13 protein-coding genes are annotated in these 18,466 nt (G+C 40.1%); 7 read left to right on the top strand and 6 right to left on the bottom strand.

Annotation, left to right across the window (positions count from 1 at the left end; all coding sequences use genetic code 11):
• The first annotated feature begins 34 nt into the window (after positions 1-34).
• On the top strand, positions 35-1,729 hold the full coding sequence (locus JK629_RS04160) for an AAA family ATPase (protein ID WP_202337370.1): 1,695 nt from the start codon (positions 35-37) through the stop codon (positions 1,727-1,729).
• A gap of 85 nt (positions 1,730-1,814) precedes the next feature.
• On the opposite strand, the gene JK629_RS04155 is transcribed toward JK629_RS04160, so the two are convergent.
• Positions 1,815-3,383 (bottom strand): serine hydrolase, encoded by a 1,569-nt coding sequence (locus JK629_RS04155; RefSeq protein WP_202337369.1) that lies wholly within the window; start codon positions 3,381-3,383, stop codon positions 1,815-1,817.
• Between the two features lie 146 nt (positions 3,384-3,529).
• Between JK629_RS04155 and JK629_RS04150 the strand changes: the two genes are divergently transcribed.
• Entirely contained in the window at positions 3,530-4,663 is a 1,134-nt protein-coding gene (locus JK629_RS04150; RefSeq protein ID WP_202337368.1) for a mechanosensitive ion channel family protein, read from the top strand.
• The gene (locus tag JK629_RS04145) at positions 4,660-5,601 is read left to right on the top strand and encodes a YeiH family protein (protein ID WP_202337367.1); all 942 of its coding nucleotides are present in this window, start codon (positions 4,660-4,662) and stop codon (positions 5,599-5,601) included. Before JK629_RS04150 ends, JK629_RS04145 begins: the two co-directional genes overlap by 4 nt.
• 17 nt (positions 5,602-5,618) lie before the next feature.
• On the opposite strand, the gene JK629_RS04140 is transcribed toward JK629_RS04145, so the two are convergent.
• Positions 5,619-6,626 (bottom strand): SAM-dependent methyltransferase, encoded by a 1,008-nt coding sequence (locus JK629_RS04140; RefSeq protein ID WP_202337366.1) that lies wholly within the window; start codon positions 6,624-6,626, stop codon positions 5,619-5,621.
• Positions 6,627-6,818: 192 nt separating this feature from the next.
• Here JK629_RS04140 and JK629_RS04135 point away from each other — a divergent pair, with 192 nt between their 5' ends.
• The 4 genes from JK629_RS04135 to JK629_RS15580 are packed head-to-tail and all read left to right on the top strand — an operon-like array spanning position 6,819 to position 14,803.
• On the top strand, positions 6,819-7,367 hold the full coding sequence (locus tag JK629_RS04135) for a hypothetical protein (RefSeq protein WP_202337365.1): 549 nt from the start codon (positions 6,819-6,821) through the stop codon (positions 7,365-7,367).
• Positions 7,368-7,398: 31 nt separating this feature from the next.
• Complete coding sequence (locus JK629_RS04130) at positions 7,399-7,914, top strand: phage tail protein (protein WP_225626125.1); 516 nt, start codon at positions 7,399-7,401, stop codon at positions 7,912-7,914.
• 21 nt (positions 7,915-7,935) lie between these two features.
• Complete coding sequence (locus tag JK629_RS04125; protein WP_225626116.1) at positions 7,936-8,451, top strand: phage tail protein; 516 nt, start codon at positions 7,936-7,938, stop codon at positions 8,449-8,451.
• Positions 8,452-8,509: 58 nt separating this feature from the next.
• On the top strand, positions 8,510-14,803 hold the full coding sequence (locus JK629_RS15580) for an HYR domain-containing protein (RefSeq protein WP_202337364.1): 6,294 nt from the start codon (positions 8,510-8,512) through the stop codon (positions 14,801-14,803).
• A gap of 161 nt (positions 14,804-14,964) precedes the next feature.
• Here the strand turns inward: JK629_RS15580 and JK629_RS04115 are convergent, their stop codons facing one another.
• The 4 genes from JK629_RS04115 to JK629_RS04100 all read right to left on the bottom strand — a co-directional run bounded on the left by JK629_RS04115 (position 14,965) and on the right by JK629_RS04100 (position 18,461).
• Positions 14,965-15,498 (bottom strand): lipid-binding SYLF domain-containing protein, encoded by a 534-nt coding sequence (locus JK629_RS04115; protein WP_202337363.1) that lies wholly within the window; start codon positions 15,496-15,498, stop codon positions 14,965-14,967.
• Between the two features lie 149 nt (positions 15,499-15,647).
• On the bottom strand, positions 15,648-16,001 hold the full coding sequence (locus JK629_RS04110) for a hypothetical protein (protein WP_202337362.1): 354 nt from the start codon (positions 15,999-16,001) through the stop codon (positions 15,648-15,650).
• A 30-nt stretch (positions 16,002-16,031) separates the two neighbouring features.
• Positions 16,032-16,955: a DUF6268 family outer membrane beta-barrel protein gene (locus tag JK629_RS04105; protein ID WP_202337361.1), complete on the bottom strand. Its 924-nt coding sequence runs from the start codon at positions 16,953-16,955 to the stop codon at positions 16,032-16,034.
• Positions 16,956-16,970: 15 nt separating this feature from the next.
• Positions 16,971-18,461 (bottom strand): aminotransferase class V-fold PLP-dependent enzyme, encoded by a 1,491-nt coding sequence (locus JK629_RS04100; RefSeq protein ID WP_202337360.1) that lies wholly within the window; start codon positions 18,459-18,461, stop codon positions 16,971-16,973.
• Between the last annotated feature and the right edge of the window lie 5 nt (positions 18,462-18,466).

The raw sequence follows: 18,466 nt of genomic DNA, 5'->3' as shown, positions 1-18,466 counted from the left end.
AAAAGACTCGTTAGAAATTTAAGAGTAAAAAAGAATGAAAAAATTATACATATCGGAAATGCTATTGCTGTCTCAAAAAGAGAAAAAAGCAAAAAGGGTTAGTTTCGATAAACATAGAACTTTAATTTACGGTAAAAACCATACTGGTAAATCCTCTTTAATTAAGAGTATTTACAGGACTTTTGGAGCAGAACCTATTTTAAATTCTAAATTTAAAAATGCAAATGTTGCCTCACTTGTAAAGTTTGAATTAGATGGAGATAAATTTCAAATTCTAAGAGATGGAAAACGCTTTTCAATCTATGATTCAAATGGTGTCAACTTAGGAATATTTGATTCTGTAACAAAGGAACTTGGACCTTTCCTTAGTAAATTATTTGATTTTAACCCATTATTTCAATCTCAAAATAGTGGTTTTATCGTTCCACCACCTGCATATTTATTACTTCCATATTATGTAGACCAAGATGAAAGTTGGAGTAAAAGTTGGTCTTCTTTTAAATCATTACAGCAAATAAAAAGTTATCGTAATCAATGTATTTTTTATCATTCAGGTATTCGTCCTAACAAGTATTACGAGACTAAAAAAGAAATTGACATCTATCTAAAGGCAATTGAAGAAACTGATAAAGAGCAAAAACTAACTGGAAAAATACTAGAGGACGTAAAGAACAAATTATCTCAAACAAATTTCAATATAAATATTGATGAATTTAAAAAAGAAATAACAGCTTTACTAACAGAATTAGAATCGCTAAAAAAGAAGGAAGAATCCTTAAAGTCTGATTTACACGATTTATATCATCTAAAGGCTTCTTATGACGCACAAATAAATATTGTAAAACAAGCAGTTTTAGAAAGTCATAAAGATTTAGAATTTGCATCGGAAAAATTACCAGAGGTAATTGGTTGTCCAACTTGCGGAGCAGAATATGAAAATTCCTTTGCCGAAAGATTTGAAATAGCACAAGATGAACAAAAGAGTAAAGACTTGCTTCTAGAATTAAAAAAAGAAGTCAAAGAAATTGAGGATAAAATAGAGTTTGAAAACAAAAAATTAAATTCCACATTAAGCGAGGTAAATAAAATAGATAAAATTCTTCAAGAGAAAAAAGGCAATCTCAAACTCAAAGATGTAATAGAAAGTTCTGGGAAAAATCAAATAAAATCAATTTTTACGGACAGGTACGATGCACTACATAAAACACTTGTCGAGAACACTTTGGAAAAAGAGAAATTAGAGAAAAAACTAAAAGAATTTGAAAGTAAAAAAAGAAAGGATGAAATAGTAGGTTATTATAGAACCAAGTTAACGTCTTTTCTAAAGAAACTGGACGTTCATTCTTTGACAGAAGATGAATATAAGCCAATCACTTCAAAAATTGAATCTAAAGAGACTGGAAGTTCTAGACCAAGAGCTCTAATAGCTTACTACTTTACGTTCTTTCATTTGATGAAAAAGTTTTCTTCATCAACATATTTCCCTTTAATTGTTGACTCACCAAATCAACAAGACCAAGACGTTGAACACATTGATAAAATAATGAAGTTTATTCAAGAAAATCAACCGAAAGACAGTCAATTGATATTAGGGCTTGCTGAAACTTATGGAGTTGATTTTAAATGTAAAACTATTACACTAACCGAAAAATATAGTTTGCTACAAAAATCGGAATATGATAATGTGCACGAAGAAATGATTAGTAAATTAAGTGAACTTTGGGAATAAATACTGTGCCCAACAAAGATCTAAGTTAAAAACCTAACCTTTTTTCTAAAATTTCGATATAAATTTCTCATCATAGGCCATCCCCTCACTTCACCCTCTCAAACTCCAAATCCTGATAGTCATAACTAAAATCAGTCAAAGGTGAGATAGCGGTCATAGCAAACCCTTTGGCCCTCCCTTCGGTATCAAATGAAAAGTTTACAAAAGCATCGGCCTTTAAAGAGGCATCGTCCCATCGTACCACATAGGTCGTGCCCTTATAAAAGGTCATCGTTCCCACTAAATCCAATGATTTTTCAGCTTTAAACCGTAGGTCTCCGTTTTGGTTGGTTATGGTTACTTTTCCAAACCAAGGGTCTTGGTAAGTGCCCATTACAGTATTAATATCTGGTTTGGGCGCTTTGCTAGTTAGCTGTTTTTGCAGGGCAGCCTCCAGTGCTTTTACAATGCTGTCTTCTTCCCGTTCGCCCGCCAAGCGGCGCTCGTTATATTGTTTTATCCTGTCTTCTCCTTTAATATTAAAATAGCCATCCTTAATGGAATTGGTAATAGCATTAAACGCCGAACCACTTTGCTGGTTGGTAAGCACAATGATGCCAAGGTCTAGCTCCGGTATTAGGGTTACTTGGCTCACAATGCCCAGCAGACCGCCGGTGTGGGTAACCTGAAAATAACCGTTTACATCGCTTAAAAACCAACCTAGCCCATAGGCCAAAAAGTGTGTGTTGTAAGGGCCGCTACCAGTACGCAATAGGGTTTGTGGCGTCCACATTTCGTGGTGTATTCTTTCACTAAAAAGGCTGTCCTTAAGTTTTTCGCCATATTTTCCTTTGTTCAGTTGTGCCTGTGCCCAAGTGCTCATATCATTGATGGAGGCATAAATACCACCGGCGGGGGTGGCCAATTGGGTAAAAGTATTGCCCGTAATTTGCAGTTTTCCGTTTACGGGCGCATGGCCATCAATGCGGTTGTTATCTGCTGCAATGGCAGGTATGGAAAGCAGGGAACGGTCCATCCCCAAAGGCTTGAAAAAATTATCGGCAATATAATCATCATAGCTTTTACCAGACACCCGGGCTACAATTTCGCCTGCTACAATATAAAGCAGGTTGTCATAATCAAACTTTGATCGGAAGGATGAAACTGGTTTTAGGTACCTAAGGTTGTGGATCATTTCGGCTTTGGTGGTGGTGTTATTGGCGGGAAAAATCATTAAATCACCCGCGCCCAAGCCCAGACCACTGCGGTGGGTTACCAGATCGCGTACCGTAAATTCGGCGGTTACGTATGGGTCGTGCAGTTTAAATTCTGGAATAACATCGGTTACCTTCGTGTCCCAGGTTATTTTGCCTTGGTCTATTAGCTGCGCCAGCGCGGCGGTGGTAAAAGCTTTGGTGTTTGAAGCTACGCCAAAAAGGGTGTTCTCGTTCACTTCGGCATTTGTTTTTATGGAACGTACACCATACGTGTTTTTATGATAGATTTTACCGTCCTTTAAAACAGATACCGCCATACCGGGTACATCAAAGGTTTTCATCGTTTTTTGAACCAAACTGTCAATTTGCGAAGGGGTCAATACTTGGCAATGGGCAGAAATGGTAAAGGAAAGGAATAGTAGGAGTGCCGCGGTTTTAGTGGGAAAAATAAACTTCATACGTAGGGAATAGTGTTGAGGATTTAAAGATATTAAAACTTTTGAAGCCTTTAATCTGATTTAATCTGAAAAAGGTAGAATACTTCAAAATCATTTTAAGCTTTGACAGTTTTGCATTTAGTATTTTTGGGGAAGAAAATTATTATATGAAAGCGTTTTTGGAAACATATCAATCAGATATTCTCTACGCCTTAGGGGTTATAGCTGGCGTTTTGATATTGCATTTTGCAACCAATCTGCTCTATAAATGGTTGGTTAGGCAGGAACAGAAAAAATATCCTGGCGAATCGCCCAAGGCAATCGGTTGGATAAGAAGAATCCTCAATGCCCTATGGCTTGTATTGGGGATTATATTGTTGAGTTTTCTTTTTGTAAACGAAGAGAAGTACGATGCCCTCCAGCACAATTTTAATTTAATTCTCTATTTGGGAATCGTATCTATACTTACCATTGTGGGCGCTGCCTCGGCCAATATGTGGTTCCGAAGCAGCATACGGAAAAAGATAGCCAATCTGGAAGATCCTACAAGTTTTAAATTTTTGAGATATGTAGCGGTAATTGGCATTTACAGTATTGGGGTGCTTTTTGCACTTTTGGCTTTTCCGTCCTTAAAAGGGGTGGCCCAAACTGCGCTCGGCGGCGCGGGTGTGTTAGCCCTTATTGCGGGTGTGGCCTCACAGGAAGCCTTGGCAAATCTTGTGGGCGGGGTTTTTATCATTTCCTTTAAGCCTTTTAGAATTGGCGATATTATAAAAGTCACCGATACCATGGTGGGGACGGTTACCGATATTACCCTTCGGCATACTGTAATCCGAAATTTTGAAAATAAGATGATCGTTATTCCCAACGCAATTATCAATAAAGAGAAATTGATAAACTATGATTTGGGAGAACTTAAAATCTGCGATCGCATAGAGATTGGCATTTCCTACGATAGCGATATCGATCTGGCAAAAAAAATTATGCAGGAAGAATGCACCAAGCATCCCCTTATTTTGGACAACCGTTCTGAACTTGATGTGCTGGATGGCCAGCCCATTGTTAGGGTGGCGCTTACTTCCTTAAACGATTCTTCAGTTACCATTCGGGCCTGGGTTTGGGCGCGGGATTACACAGATTCTTTTGATATGCGCTGTGATTTATTGGAAAGTATAAAAAAGCGTTTTGACAATGAGGGGATAGAAATACCATTCCCATACAGAACTTTGGTTTTCAAAAACACAGCAACGGAGCCACAAGCCGCTGAGGAAAATCCTGAAAAAAAAGATAAAAAAGCATGAAGTCTTGGGCACAGCGCAATGAAACTGTAATAAAAGTACTCTTTGTAATTTGCATGGTCCTGTGTATTTTAGGCTATGTAAGCAGCCCAGTTGCGCTTGTGGGCGGATTTCTCTTCACTTATTTTTTTGGAAATCCTTTTTTAACCCTAAACAGTAAAGCCGTGAACTGGCTACTGAAGATAGCGGTAGTAGGTTTGGGTTTTGGAATGAATTTAAAAGAAACCTTAACGGCTGGAAGGGATGGTTTTTTACTTACCGTTTTTTCCATTGTGGCCACTTTGGTTTTGGGATATCTCTTTGGAAGACTATTAAAAATGAACCGAAAGGGCAGTCACCTAATTTCTTCAGGAACAGCCATATGTGGGGGCAGTGCCATTGCTGCGGTTGCTCCCGTAATCAATGCCTCCCAAAAGGATATTTCCATCTCGTTGGGAGTTATTTTTTTACTGAACTCCATCGCATTGATTATTTTTCCGCCTTTGGGCCATGTCTTTGAACTGGACCAACAACAGTTTGGGCTGTGGTGCGCCATTGCCATTCACGATACCAGTTCGGTGGTGGGCGCTGCCTATATTTTTGGGGAAGAAGCGCTCAAAGTAGCCACAACGGTTAAATTGGCACGGGCGCTTTGGATTATTCCGCTTTCCCTGTTTTCGGTATTTTTATTTAAGGGGAAAGGAAAAAGTGTGAAAATCCCTTACTTTATTTTCTTTTTTATCTTGGCAATAGTCCTGAACAGTTACCTGCCCATTCCCGAAGTTTTAACCAAGGGTATTACAAGTGTTTCAAAATCTTTATTGGTACTTACCCTCTTTTTGATAGGTGCAGGACTTTCCCTTGAGAAAATAAAATCAGCTGGGTGGAAGCCCATGATTCTTGGATTTTCATTGTGGATATTTATTTCCGTAAGTGCCCTTTTGGTGATACTTACGCTTTAAGGGATTTTCTTGAAACTTTATGAGCGCACCAATTGTGAGGTAAGGCCTGGCGCTGTACCTACAATATATTGTGTTTTGGCTCCGGTTACCTTTTGGTCGTAATTCAGGTCTGCTAAAAGCATTGGCACCGTTAGGCCACTTTCGTCAATTTTTAGCGAGATATCCTTGAAAATGGTTATCTCTGTTGAGACTGCAATGAAATCGTGATTGCTGAGCTGTTCTTCCGAAAAAGCCACTTCTTTTTCCGGAAAATGAAAACCTTCTTTTTTAAATTCGGAATAATTTTCAAGTACTTCCTTTGTGTTGAGCGTGAATACAGCTTCTGAATTTTCATAATAATTTTCCTCCCCTTTTTTTTCCATATCAACAAGTGCCACATGCAGTGAAATTTCTTCAGGAATTAATATGACATCTTTCTTCATTTGGGGAAGCAGGTTATAGGTAATGCCCACTTGGGGCTCGCGAACCAGTGCGTGCTGCATACATTCTATTAAAAGGATATCTGTTTCAAATTCTGGGGGAACAATAAAATTTGCGGCATCGCAATGATAGATGGCCTTTATATAATCATAGGCATCAAAATCTTTAATAATTCTCTTAAGGCTTTCAATACTCACGGTATTTACTTCCAATAAAATGAGCTGTAGTTGGGAAGGCTCAAAAAGCGTCAACAGGGGTATTACCAATGTTGCAAATGGGCCTGTTCCCGCATAAAGTATGGTAACCGGTTTGTTTGGGTCTTTTTTCAGAACCTCCTGCACGGCAGAATGTATGCCTTTTATGAATTTATGCGTACGCGGAATGTCTTCTATGCACATTCCTGCCCATTTGGGGCCGATGGCTTTTCCGCTTGGCAATAAAATGTTTTCGGAGTTTATAGGGGCTTCTTGGTTTAATCCCGAAACTTTCTCGAGTAGTATTTTTAGCTCTTCTATGGAGGTTTTTAGACTGTCAGCATCTATCTTTTCGGAAATTAAATTTTGAGTGATTTCGATTAATTTTATGTTGGCATTATTGGTAGGCATAATTTCACTTTTAGGGCTGCTAAGATACATTTAAAATAGGCAAAGTAATTTACGTAGTACTACGTAGAAGGTTTTAAAATTATATTTTATACCTTGCTTGTCAAATGTTTGCATTTTTCTTTTTAAGAATAAGCATGTTCAAACATTCTTTAAAAAAAGACTGAAATTTTTAAGATAACTAACTAACCGATTATGAAAAACACTACTTCGCGTAGACTTTTTATGCGCAATTCTGCTTTTGCCATAACAGGTCTAGCTGTATTGACCCCCACACTTACAAGTGCTCTTACATCGGAAAGCCCATATTCAGGCTATAATCCATATGCTGAGACTAAAACAGATTTGAGATCTGGAGTTTTCAATTCTAATTCAATTGTAGTTAAGGGAACTCTTTATGATAAAAATGGTACTACTCCTTTAAAAAATGCCACTTTAGAAGTATGGCATCTTTCTCCAAATTCCTTAAAATATAGGCATCGCGCAAAACTCAAAACCGATAATCAGGGTAAATATGAGTTTATAACCGATTTTCCACATAAAGAGGAAGGCAAAAGTGCTCGAATTTATTTTAAAGTGTCAAGTTCAGAAAACATTTCTTTTACAGAATTGGCTTTAACTGAACAGGGGGCTCATATTACAGGTGAGCATTGGACCAAAAACAAAAATCTTGGCGAAAAATTATTTCCTTTAAAAGAAACTTTTTTAGGAGAAACAACCATACATTTTAATTTTTCAGTCTAACCATACTTACTAACTATTTAAAAAAAATATTATGTCAATTTACGATCCAACTATTGCAGAAATTTCGATGTTCGGAGGGACTTTTAACCCACGACAATGGGCCAATTGTGACGGCCAATTATTATCTATTGCACAGAACACAGCCTTGTTTTCTTTATTAGGGACAATCTATGGAGGTGACGGCCGAACTACTTTTGGACTTCCAGAATTAAGAGGTAGGGTTGCAGTACACACAGGTTCCGGTCCTGGCCTTACTCCACGACAAATGGGGGAAAGATCGGGTTCAGAAACCAATACCTTAACCGTTGCACAAATGCCATCACACGGGCATGCTATAAATGCTAAAGAAGAAGGAACCACCGATAATCCAAGCGGTGCCTTTATTGCTGGGGACGGCACAAACGCCTTTGGCACTTCCGCAGATGTAGCAATGTCAAATACAGCAGTAGCTAATACTGGGGGAGGTCAAGCAGTAAACAATATGCAACCCTATACTGTTGTAAGATATATTATTGCACTCCAAGGTGTTTATCCATCAAGAAATTAATAACCTTATTAATAATAAGATATGTCAATATCAGATCCAACGCTTGCAGAAATCTCTATGTTTGGAGGTAATTTTAATCCACGGTTTTGGGCCAATTGTGATGGTCAATTATTGCCAATTAATTCAAACCAGGCTCTTTTTTCTTTGCTAGGAACGACCTATGGAGGTGACGGCCGAACTACTTTTGGTCTTCCAGAACTAAGAGGAAGAGTTGCAGTACACACGGGCTCCGGTCCTGGACTTACTCCCCGGCAAATGGGGGAAAGATCGGGTACAGAAACCAATACCTTAACCGTTGCACAATTACCATCGCATGGGCATGCTATAAATGCTAAAGAAGAAGGATCCACCGATAATCCAAGCGGTGCCTTCATTGCTGGGGACGGTACAAACGCTTTTGGCGCTTCCGCAGATGTAGCAATGTCTAATACATCAGTAGCCAATACAGGAGGAAGTCAAGCAGTAAACAATATGCAGCCCTATATGGTGGTTCGATATATTATTGCGCTTCAAGGAGTCTTTCCTTCAAGAAATTAAAACAACATGCTAAATAATAAATCTCCCCAGATTTAACTTAACCAAAATTCTAAACATCATGAAAAAAATTACTATATTAATTTTATTTCTTTTTGCTGCTTTTTCAAGCAATAGCCAAACAGTTTTAACTGCTGGAGATATTGCTTTTGTTGGAAGTAATTCTGATGGTGCAACTAACACTGAGGATACCGTAGCCTTTGTTCTCTTAAAAGATATTGATGCTGCGACTACCATTATATTTACCGATATGGGCTGGAATGACGGCACTGGTTTTTTTGCCACCAATGGTGATGGCGAATTTACTTGGACTTCAGGGGTGGCCAGAACAGCTGGAGAAGTTGTAACCATTGATATGGGACCGCTATTTCCAGCAGCTTTCAGTAGTATTGGCGATCAGCTTTTTGCTATTCAAGGTTCAACTGCAGCCCCCACATTTATTGCCGGGTTACAGTATAACGATGATTCTGGAAATGATGCTAATTGGGATGGAGCGGCAACCTCCAACTCAACATCGGCTCTTCCAAATGCCTTGGTAACAGGAACAACTGCAGTTCGATTAATTCCTGAATCAGATAACTGGCAGTTTAGCTGTGCAGTGGCAGGGGGGCCTGTTTCGGGAACAGCAGCTCAAATAAGAGCTATCGTAAATAATAGAGCAAATTGGGTAAGTGACAATACTACTCCTTACAATCCAGCGCTGGAAGCCGGATGTACCTTTACAATTAGTGGAGGTGGCGATACTACCCCGCCCGTTATTACGTGCGCACCCACACCGGCTCCAATTACAGCAGGTGTTAACGGCATGGCTGCTATACCAGATTTAGTAACCGGAACTACCGCAATAGATAATGTTTCAATACCCGCAAACATCACAATTACACAATCACCAATTGCGGGAACTATGGTTGGGGTTGGCGTGTATTCAGTTGTTTTGACTGCTACAGATGAAGCTGGAAATATTGCTACATGTACTATACCTGTAACCATAAACGAACCACCCGCTACAACTTTGAATGCCGGTGATATCGCATTCGTAGGTTTTAACTTGGACGGAAATGATGGGTTTGCATTTATAATTTTGAAAGACATAATCGCTGGAACAAATATTAAATTTACAGATTGCGGTATTTCAAACCCCAATACTATTTCTTGCGCAGGTTCTGGCGGCGATGGTAGCGCAACTTGGTATGCTCCCTCTGCAATGAATGCGGGCGATATTGTTACTTTACCAGGAAGTTTTATGTCTGGAAGTGTTTTATCTTCTATTGGTGATCAATTATTTGCTTATCAAGGCACAGCGGCTTCACCAACTTTTATTACTGGAATTCACAGTAATGTAGACCCCGGTGTAACTACAGATGCCGATTGGGACGGAGCAAATACTTCAAATACAACTACAGCCTTACCGGATCAATTAACCAATGGGGTAAACGCTATTAGACTCTATGTTGCAGGGACTCCCGAAACAGAAGTTGACAACTGGCAGTTTGATTGTAGCTCTGTGCCGGGGGGATTTCCAATTACAGGTACAGCTAGTGAATTGGCTGCAATAATCAATGACATTCAATATTGGATTAATAATGATACTGCTGAATTTGTTCCTACTGCTCAATCAGGATGTATATATACTATATTACCTGATGATTCGGAACCTCCAGTAGCTGTATGTCAAGATATTACCGTACAACTTGATGCTTCCGGCTCAGTAACTATTGTGGCTGCAGATGTGGATGGTGGCTCAACAGATAACGTTGGAATTGTTTCTTATTCCATAGATATCGATACTTTTAGTTGTGCAGAAGTTGGTCCAAACACAGTTACACTTACAGTAACCGACGCAGCTGGAAATTTTGATACTTGTAACGCTACGGTAACCGTTGAAGATAATATTGCGCCAACAGCAGTTTGCCAAAATGTAACATTACAACTAGATGCTACCGGAAATATAGTACTAGATCCTGCAAGTCTTGACGGCGGCTCTTCTGATAATTGTGCCGGAGACCCAGTGTTAATTACGGCCTCTCCTTTTGATGCTTTTCTAAGATTCTTAGACCCTACTACTTATGCTTCTGTAAGCCCTGCCATAACAATAACCGTGGGGGGCACAGCTGTAAATGGTGTAAACGGTATGGATAAAAGTCCTATTGATAATTTATACTACATAATAGTTAAACCTGCTTCAGGAGGTAGAAGATTGGCCACTTTAGATCCAGTTACAGGAGTAGCTACTACCATTGGGCCTAATTTTCCAGAAAATTTTGCGGGAATTACATTTGATGCATCAGGAACACTATATGGAGTAAGTGGCGATGGCTCTACAACACCAGAAACCTTATATACCATTAACACAACTAATGGTGCTATAACACAGGTGGTAACATTGGGGAATGGTGATGATGGTGAAGTGATAGCCTTCAATCCAGATGATGGACTTATATATCATTGGTCAGGTTTGAGTACACCGGTTTTTGAAAGTATTGATCCAAATACTTTAGTGGTAACAAACATTCCGTTATCTGGGTATAGTAGTAGTGAAGTTTTCGGCGCACAATATTTAGGAAGCGGAGAATTTATTGTTACAAATATTAATAGTGAATTTATAAATATTACAACCACAGGGGTTTCTACTTTATTAGGGACAGGTCCGCAGAACTTTAGAGGAATTGAATTTTACAATTTGCCTTCTTCTGGAAACTTAACCTTTTCAGCAAGTCAAATAAACTTTACCTGTGCCGATGTTGGAGATAACACAATAACCCTAACTGTTACAGATCCTAATGGAAACAGTGCCACCTGTACGTCAACAGTAACTATTGAAGACAACATTGCCCCTACGGCAACCTGCCAACCCTTTACGGCACAACTTGACGCAAATGGCACCGTAACCATTACGGGCGCTGATGTAGATGGAGGTTCAACAGATGCCTGCGGAATTGCTACACTTTCAGTTTCCCCAGACACATTCTCATGTGCGGAAATTGGAGATAATACGGTTACACTTACTGTTACTGATGTAAATGGAAATACTTCTACCTGTACAACTACAGTAACTGTAGAAGACATTATCGCACCAACAATTACATGCCCTGGGGATTTTATAGTTGATAATGATCCGGGCATTTGTGGGGCTGTAGTGAATTATACAGTAACAACTGCAGATAATTGTAGCTCTGGAGCTCCAGTTTCACAAACCTTTACATATTCAGGTAGCGTCCAAAATTGGACTGTACCTGCCGGTGTTACTTCTATTATGATTGAAGCATTTGGCGCGCAAGGAGAATCTGGGGTAGGTGGAATTGTTGGTATTGGTGGTTTGGGAGCTATGGCGAGCGGAGAACTTTCAGTAACACCGGGTGAAGTCTTGTCAATATATGTAGGAGGAAGCGACGGTTTTAATGGAGGCGGTAGCCCAGGAGTTAGTGGTCCTAATACTTCAGGTCACGGTGGAGGAGCTACTGATATAAGAACAACTCCAGGAACTATAAATGATAGAGTTCTCGTTGCCGCAGGCGGCGGCGGTGGTACTGGAGGTCCTCAAGGATCTTGTGCGTCCGGTCCCGGAGGAAACGGCGGAAATGGTGGTGATATTACTTTAGGAGGTTCCGGAATTACCGGAAGTGGATGCGGTCCTGGAGGAACTGGAGGCATTGGCGCAACCGATACAATGGGCGGAAACGGAGGAACTGGAAACACTAACTGCAGTGATACTGGAGGCCCAGGAATTAATGGTGTTTTAGCCATTGGTGGAAATGGCGGTGATGGAAAAATAGGATGTTCTGGTTTTACTGGTTCTGGCGGCGGTGGCGGTGGCGGTGGCTATTATGCTGGCGGCGGTGGCGGTGGCGGTGCTGGCGGCGGCGGCGGTGCTTGGTCAGGCGGTGGCGGTGCTGGTGGCACTTCCTATATAGGAGGTGTAAATAACGGAACTGCAACTGCAGGAGTGAGATCCGGCAATGGTGAAATTACAATTACTTGGAATTCGGCATTGGCCCCTACCCAAACAGCTGGTCTTCCTAGTGGAAGTACTTTCCCAATTGGAACTACAACCAATACTTTTATAGTAACCGATAGTTCAGGAAACACTGCAACTTGTAGTTTTGACGTTACGGTAAATGATACCGAAGCCCCAGCAATTATTTGTCCTGGAAATATTATACAAAATAACGATCCCGGAATTTGCGGAGCGATTGTATTATATACTGCTCCAGTCGGAACTGATAATTGCTCTGGTTCAACCACAATCCAGACAGCTGGTCTTGCAAGTGGATCAACTTTCCCAGTGGGAACAACAACTAATACCTTTTTGGTGACAGATGCATCTGGCAATACAGCAAGCTGTAGTTTTGATGTAACAATAAACGATAACGAAGCACCAATCGCAAACTGTGCCACACCTTTCACAATTCAATTGGATGCCAACGGAGATGCAAGCATCACGGTAGCAGACATTGAGAATGGTAGTACGGATAATTGCACTATCGCAAGCACGGTGATAGATATTACAAGTTTCACCTGTGCCGACGTAGGTCCGAATACAGTCACTCTAACGGTAACCGATGTTAACGGAAACAGTTCAATATGTACAACTATTGTAACGGTTGAAGACAATGTAGCCCCGGTGGCTAATTGCGCAGCTCCATTCACTGTGCAGCTCGACGCGAACGGAATGGCGAGTATTACCGTTGCCGATATAGACAATGGAAGCACGGATGCCTGCGGAATATCAAGTACAACTATAGATATTACTGATTTTGACTGCAGCAATATAGGTCCTAACACCGTTACACTAACAGTGACAGACGTGAACGGAAACAGTTCGCAATGTACTACTATAGTAACTGTAGAGGACAGCATCCCACCGACAATTGTATGTCCGGGAGATATTATGGTCAATACAACTGCTGGTATTTGTTCGGCAGCAGTGAGTTTCCCGATGCCTTTTACACTGGACAACTGTGGCGTGGATACGGTAGTTCAAACTATGGGTGATCCAAGTGGAAGCCAATTTCCAGTGGGCGTGAACACAATTGAGTTCACTGCAACAGATGTGAACGGAAACGTAAGTACTTGTAGTTTTACCATTACAGTAGTTGATAATGAGGCTCCAATGGCCGTATGTCAGAACATCACCATTCAGCTCGATGCAAGCGGAAACGCTAGCATTACAGCGGCCGATGTTGATGGAGGAAGCACAGATAACTGTGGGGTGGCAGATATTTCAATTGACATCGATACATTTGACTGTTCTGATGTTGGTGACAACAATGTAATTTTGACAGTAACAGATGTAAATGGTAATATTAGTACCTGTACGGCAATTGTAACGGTTGAGGATGTTACCGCTCCGGTAGTGGTTTGCCAAGATATCACAGTAGAATTGGATCCGGTAACGGGCACCGTAACCATCGCGGGAACGGATATAGACAACGGAAGCACAGATGCTTGTGGTATCGCCAGTTACGACCTTGATATCGATACTTTCGATTGTTCAAACATAGGTGACAACACTGTAATATTGACTGTAACGGATGTTAATGGAAACACTGCAACTTGTACCGCAACAGTAACTGTAGAAGATAATACAAGCCCAGTTCTTGTCTGTCAAGACTTCACTTTGGAACTTGGTGCGGGCGGAACCGCTACCCTTGATCCAAATGATGTGATAGCGTCCAATGATGATGCATGTGGCATCTTTACCGTAGCTGTGGACATAACCCAGTTCAGTTGTGCAGATATCGGCACTCCGATCACCGTACAAGTGTTTAGCCAAGATAACAATGGAAACCTCTCTACCTGTACTGCGGTTGTAACTGTTGTTGACAACCTTGCGCCAGTGGTTACCTGCCCAGTGGACCAAACTGTAGACCCTGGCGCTGGCAACCTGTTTTACATCGTTCCTGATTATTTCGCAACGGGTGAAGCAACAGCAATTGATAATTGTACTGATCCAATAACAGTTACTACCCAAGACCCAGCTGTTGGAACTGCACTGCCCGATGGCACTTATACCATCACGCTAACAGCTACCGACGAATACGGAAACATGGGCACTTGCGAGTTTGAGCTTACGGTGGATACCGTACTTGGCACGAGCGATAACCAACAGAACCTTGGAAGCGTTGCGATGTACCCGGTACCCGCAAAGGATGTGCTGAACATAAGCAACCCTCAGGCTATGGAACTCGAACGTCTTGAGATTTATGATCTAAGGGGCAGATTGGTTCAGACAGCTGATCTTCGCGGAATGGGCACGGCAAAGGTAATAGATGTGCATCAGCTTGCAGCTGCTTCTTATTACGTAAAGATTAAAGGCAAATATGGAGAGATAACAAAACGTTTGTTAAAAGAATAATATTTCATAATTGTTGATTGTTAAAATGAAGTCGTCCGGAAATTTTCCGGACGACTTTTTTTATAGTTAGGATTAAAAAATAAAAAACTGTTTTAAGAGCACTTAAAACAGTTTTAAAATCTCCATTTAAAGAGATGAAGGTATTTTATAATTTAAAAATTTTAGTCAAAATCCTCAAAATCAAATTTTTGACCACCAACAGATACTTCAGCCATTAAACCTTCCTTAGGAAGTGTAAATACGGCAACTCCATCTGTATAAGTGATGTTAAGGGAAGGAGGAGCTTGATTTACTGCAATAGCTGAAACGTTTGATCCAAAACTGAAATCATCATCCATAAATTCCTGAACGGCTTTATCCGTTTTAAAGAAAATAATTTCACTATAAGATTTTCCTCCAATTTGGGCACCAACGTCCAACTGCTTCAGGTTAGCCATCCCTACCAATACGCCTCGCTCATAGACCGCACCATTTCCAGAAGCGGCTCCTACAATAATAGCGCCTTTTCCAACATTTGGAAAAATGGCATAAGCTTTAGCGTCGTCAAAATACCCTTGTATTTTTGGATTGGCTTCCAAAAAAGCAGCTTTTGCCTTTTCGGCATCATTAATTACTTTTTTGTCGTCTGCATTTTGGGCAAATAATGTGACACTAAAAAACAGCATCATCATCATTAAAAGATTTTTAGTTTTCATAATAAAGTAGTTTTTTTGTTTTTGAATTTTAAAGATACTTTATATACGAAACCACTCGGGTTAAAGGAGTGTTACATTATGTATAATGATTTGCCAAATTGAAAACCGCACAGGGGCTATGCAGTAAATATTCTGAAAATTTAAACTCCCTATTTAATATCTTTCTTCACTAAAAGATAAAAATCATTATCTAACGAAAGGTACCCCTGGTCATACAAATAGTAATAGGTAGAGCCGGTTTTTGTGGTGTAGATTCCCGTGAAGTAATCAAAACTGAAGCCCATTCGCAAAAGTTTGTCTTTTGTGGTTTTTGTTTTGTCTTCAGTGTTAAGTTTTTCTAAAATCCTGTAATTCTTCCTAAGACGGTTGTTGATGTTTCTAACCAGGTTTTTATTGTCCTTGTTAAGCGAGTTGTTATGTGCATTTCGGCAAGCATCGCTACAAAATTTCTTGTCGGCGCGCCCAATTATTTTATCTCCACATTCCGGACAGGTTCTTTCCATAACCTAAAGATAAAATTTTTATTTTGAAATTTAATTTGAAACAGGCGTATCAGTTTCAGATTTTTTCTTGATATGAAATCTATAAATTGCTTCCAATTTAAAAAAAACTCCGCCGTTTAGTGAAGGATTCAACTGGGTTCGGTTATCACCAAAACTAAAAGCGGAAACGCCCAAATCCATTTTTTCCCCATCAGCATACATTTCATAATTATTGCTGGAATAGCCCAGCTTTGCGCGCAGCAAAACACTTTCTTCCAAAGTATTAAACTGCAGATAGCCTGCAAATTCCAAAGAGCTGAGGTCAGCATAAAGCGTGGAAAGATTTTCGTAGTGCACCTTATAGCTTCGTCCAATGCCAAAATAGTCCATCCCAACGGTAGTGATGCCAAGGTTATAACTAATATCTGCTGAAATAGGTAAGCTCATGTCCATTTCAAAGCGTTTGTTTGGACTCAAGTAGTACCAGCCTAAAATTGGAGTAGTAAAAAGGCCGAAAGCCTCTTGTGAGGCATACACGCCAAAGCGGTATTTAAGATTTTCATTTTTCTTCAGTTTTAGCAAAGCGAAGCCACCCAAATAAAAATCATTTCCCGAAATATTTTTATAATCTGAAGCTATTTTTGGTAGCAGAACAATAGTACTGCTCCATTTTTCAGACCAAGTGGAAGCTAAGCCCAGCTTTAAGTTTGTGCTGTACAAACTGGTATATTCAGCCTCGGGGAAAAGTTGCAGATTGTTTCTACTGAAATCTGCTCCAGTAATCAAGGCGTGATTTTCATTAAGCACCACCGGAAACGTGAAACCCACATCGAAAAACTTCACATAAGTACTACTGTCGGTTCCTTCAAAATCATTGTTGAACGTTTGTCCGTAGCCAACGCGAAAAAGATCTACATATTCCTGTGCAGAAAGACTAAAAGAAAATAGGAAAGTGAGAAGTAGGAGTTTTTTCAAGTTTTTGAATAGCTTTTAAAAAGCAAACCACGTTTCCATGGTATTGTCAGGTTTTTCGTTTTGATGAAAAAACTCGTTGCTTTTGGAATTGTATTTATAGTCATTACTCCATTCCACAAAATTCTCTGCTAGTTGTTTTATGGAATCACAAACATATACTACTTCTACATTGGTAGTAGTTGGATGAAGAGACATTCTAATCCAGCCCGGTTTGTGGGTTAGGTCGCCCCCATCAATTTCACAAGTAATGTTGTTCGAGGTTTCTTGATCCACGTGTAGCAAATAGTGGCCATACGTACCCGCGCAGGAGCAGCCACCGCGGGTTTGTATTCCGAAACGATCATTGAGCAATTTTACACCCAGATTGAAGTGCAAATCAACAATATAAAAACTGATAACAGCCAATCTGTCTTGCGTTAGGGGTGCAAGAATTTTGAGGTTTGGAACGTCTCCTAACTTTTCAAATATAATATCCAAAAGTTCATGTTCACGTTTTAGAATATTATCGACACCCATTTTTTCTTTCAATTTAATGGAAAGTGCCGTGCGAATGGTTTGCAGAAAACCAGGAGTTCCGCCATCTTCACGGGTTTCAATATCGTCGATGTACTTGTGGTTTCCCCAGGGGTTGGTCCACGAAACAGTACCGCCGCCAGGATTGTCGGGAATAGTGTTTTTATAAAGATTATTGTGAAAAATAAGCACGCCGCTAGAGCCTGGTCCGCCTAAAAATTTATGTGGGGAAAAGAAAATTGCGTCCAAATGCGCACCTTCTTCCTCAGGGTGCATATTTATTGAAATATAGGGGGCAGAACAGGCAAAATCTACAAAACAAAGCCCACCATTTTGGTGCATCAATTTTGCTATTTCGTGGTAGGGAGTTTGAATTCCCGTTACATTTGAACAGCCCGTTACGGCAGCAATTTTAATGGGGTGGTCATTATATTTTTCTACGGTTTCCGCAAAATTTTTCATACACACCAAAACATCGTCATTTGGTGGAACCACTACCACGGTACCAATTGTTTCCAGCCAAGAAGTCTGGTTGCTGTGATGCTCCATGTGGGTCACAAAAATTACCGGTCTAATTTCATCAGGAATTTTAGTGTAGGGTTTTATATTTTCAGGAATTTTTAACCCTAAAATGCGCTGAAACTTATTTATGGCGCCCGTCATTCCACTTTCGCAAGTAATGAGAACATCATTCTCATTGGCATTTACATGTTTTTTGATGATTTTTCGTGCTTCGTGATATGCTTTGGTCATTGCTGTGCCAGTGACCGAAGTTTCGGTGTGGGTATTTGCCACAAAAGGGCCAAACTCCGTCAGCATTTTTTCTTCAATTGGAGCGTACAATCTACCACTGGCGGTCCAGTCGGTATAGATTATTTTTTTTTTCCCGAAAGGAGAATCAAATTCTTGATCAATGCCCACGATGTTCTTTCGGAAAGGTTCAAAATACTTTTCCAATGCTGTAGTCTTCAATTTTTCTTCCGAAGAAATCATCCCAA

Origin of the sequence: Aequorivita iocasae (assembly GCF_016757735.1) — a bacterium.
Taxonomy (GTDB): domain Bacteria; phylum Bacteroidota; class Bacteroidia; order Flavobacteriales; family Flavobacteriaceae; genus Aequorivita; species Aequorivita iocasae.
The sequence above is the reverse complement of the archived record's forward strand: the minus strand, read 5'-3'. Positions and strand labels throughout refer to the sequence as shown.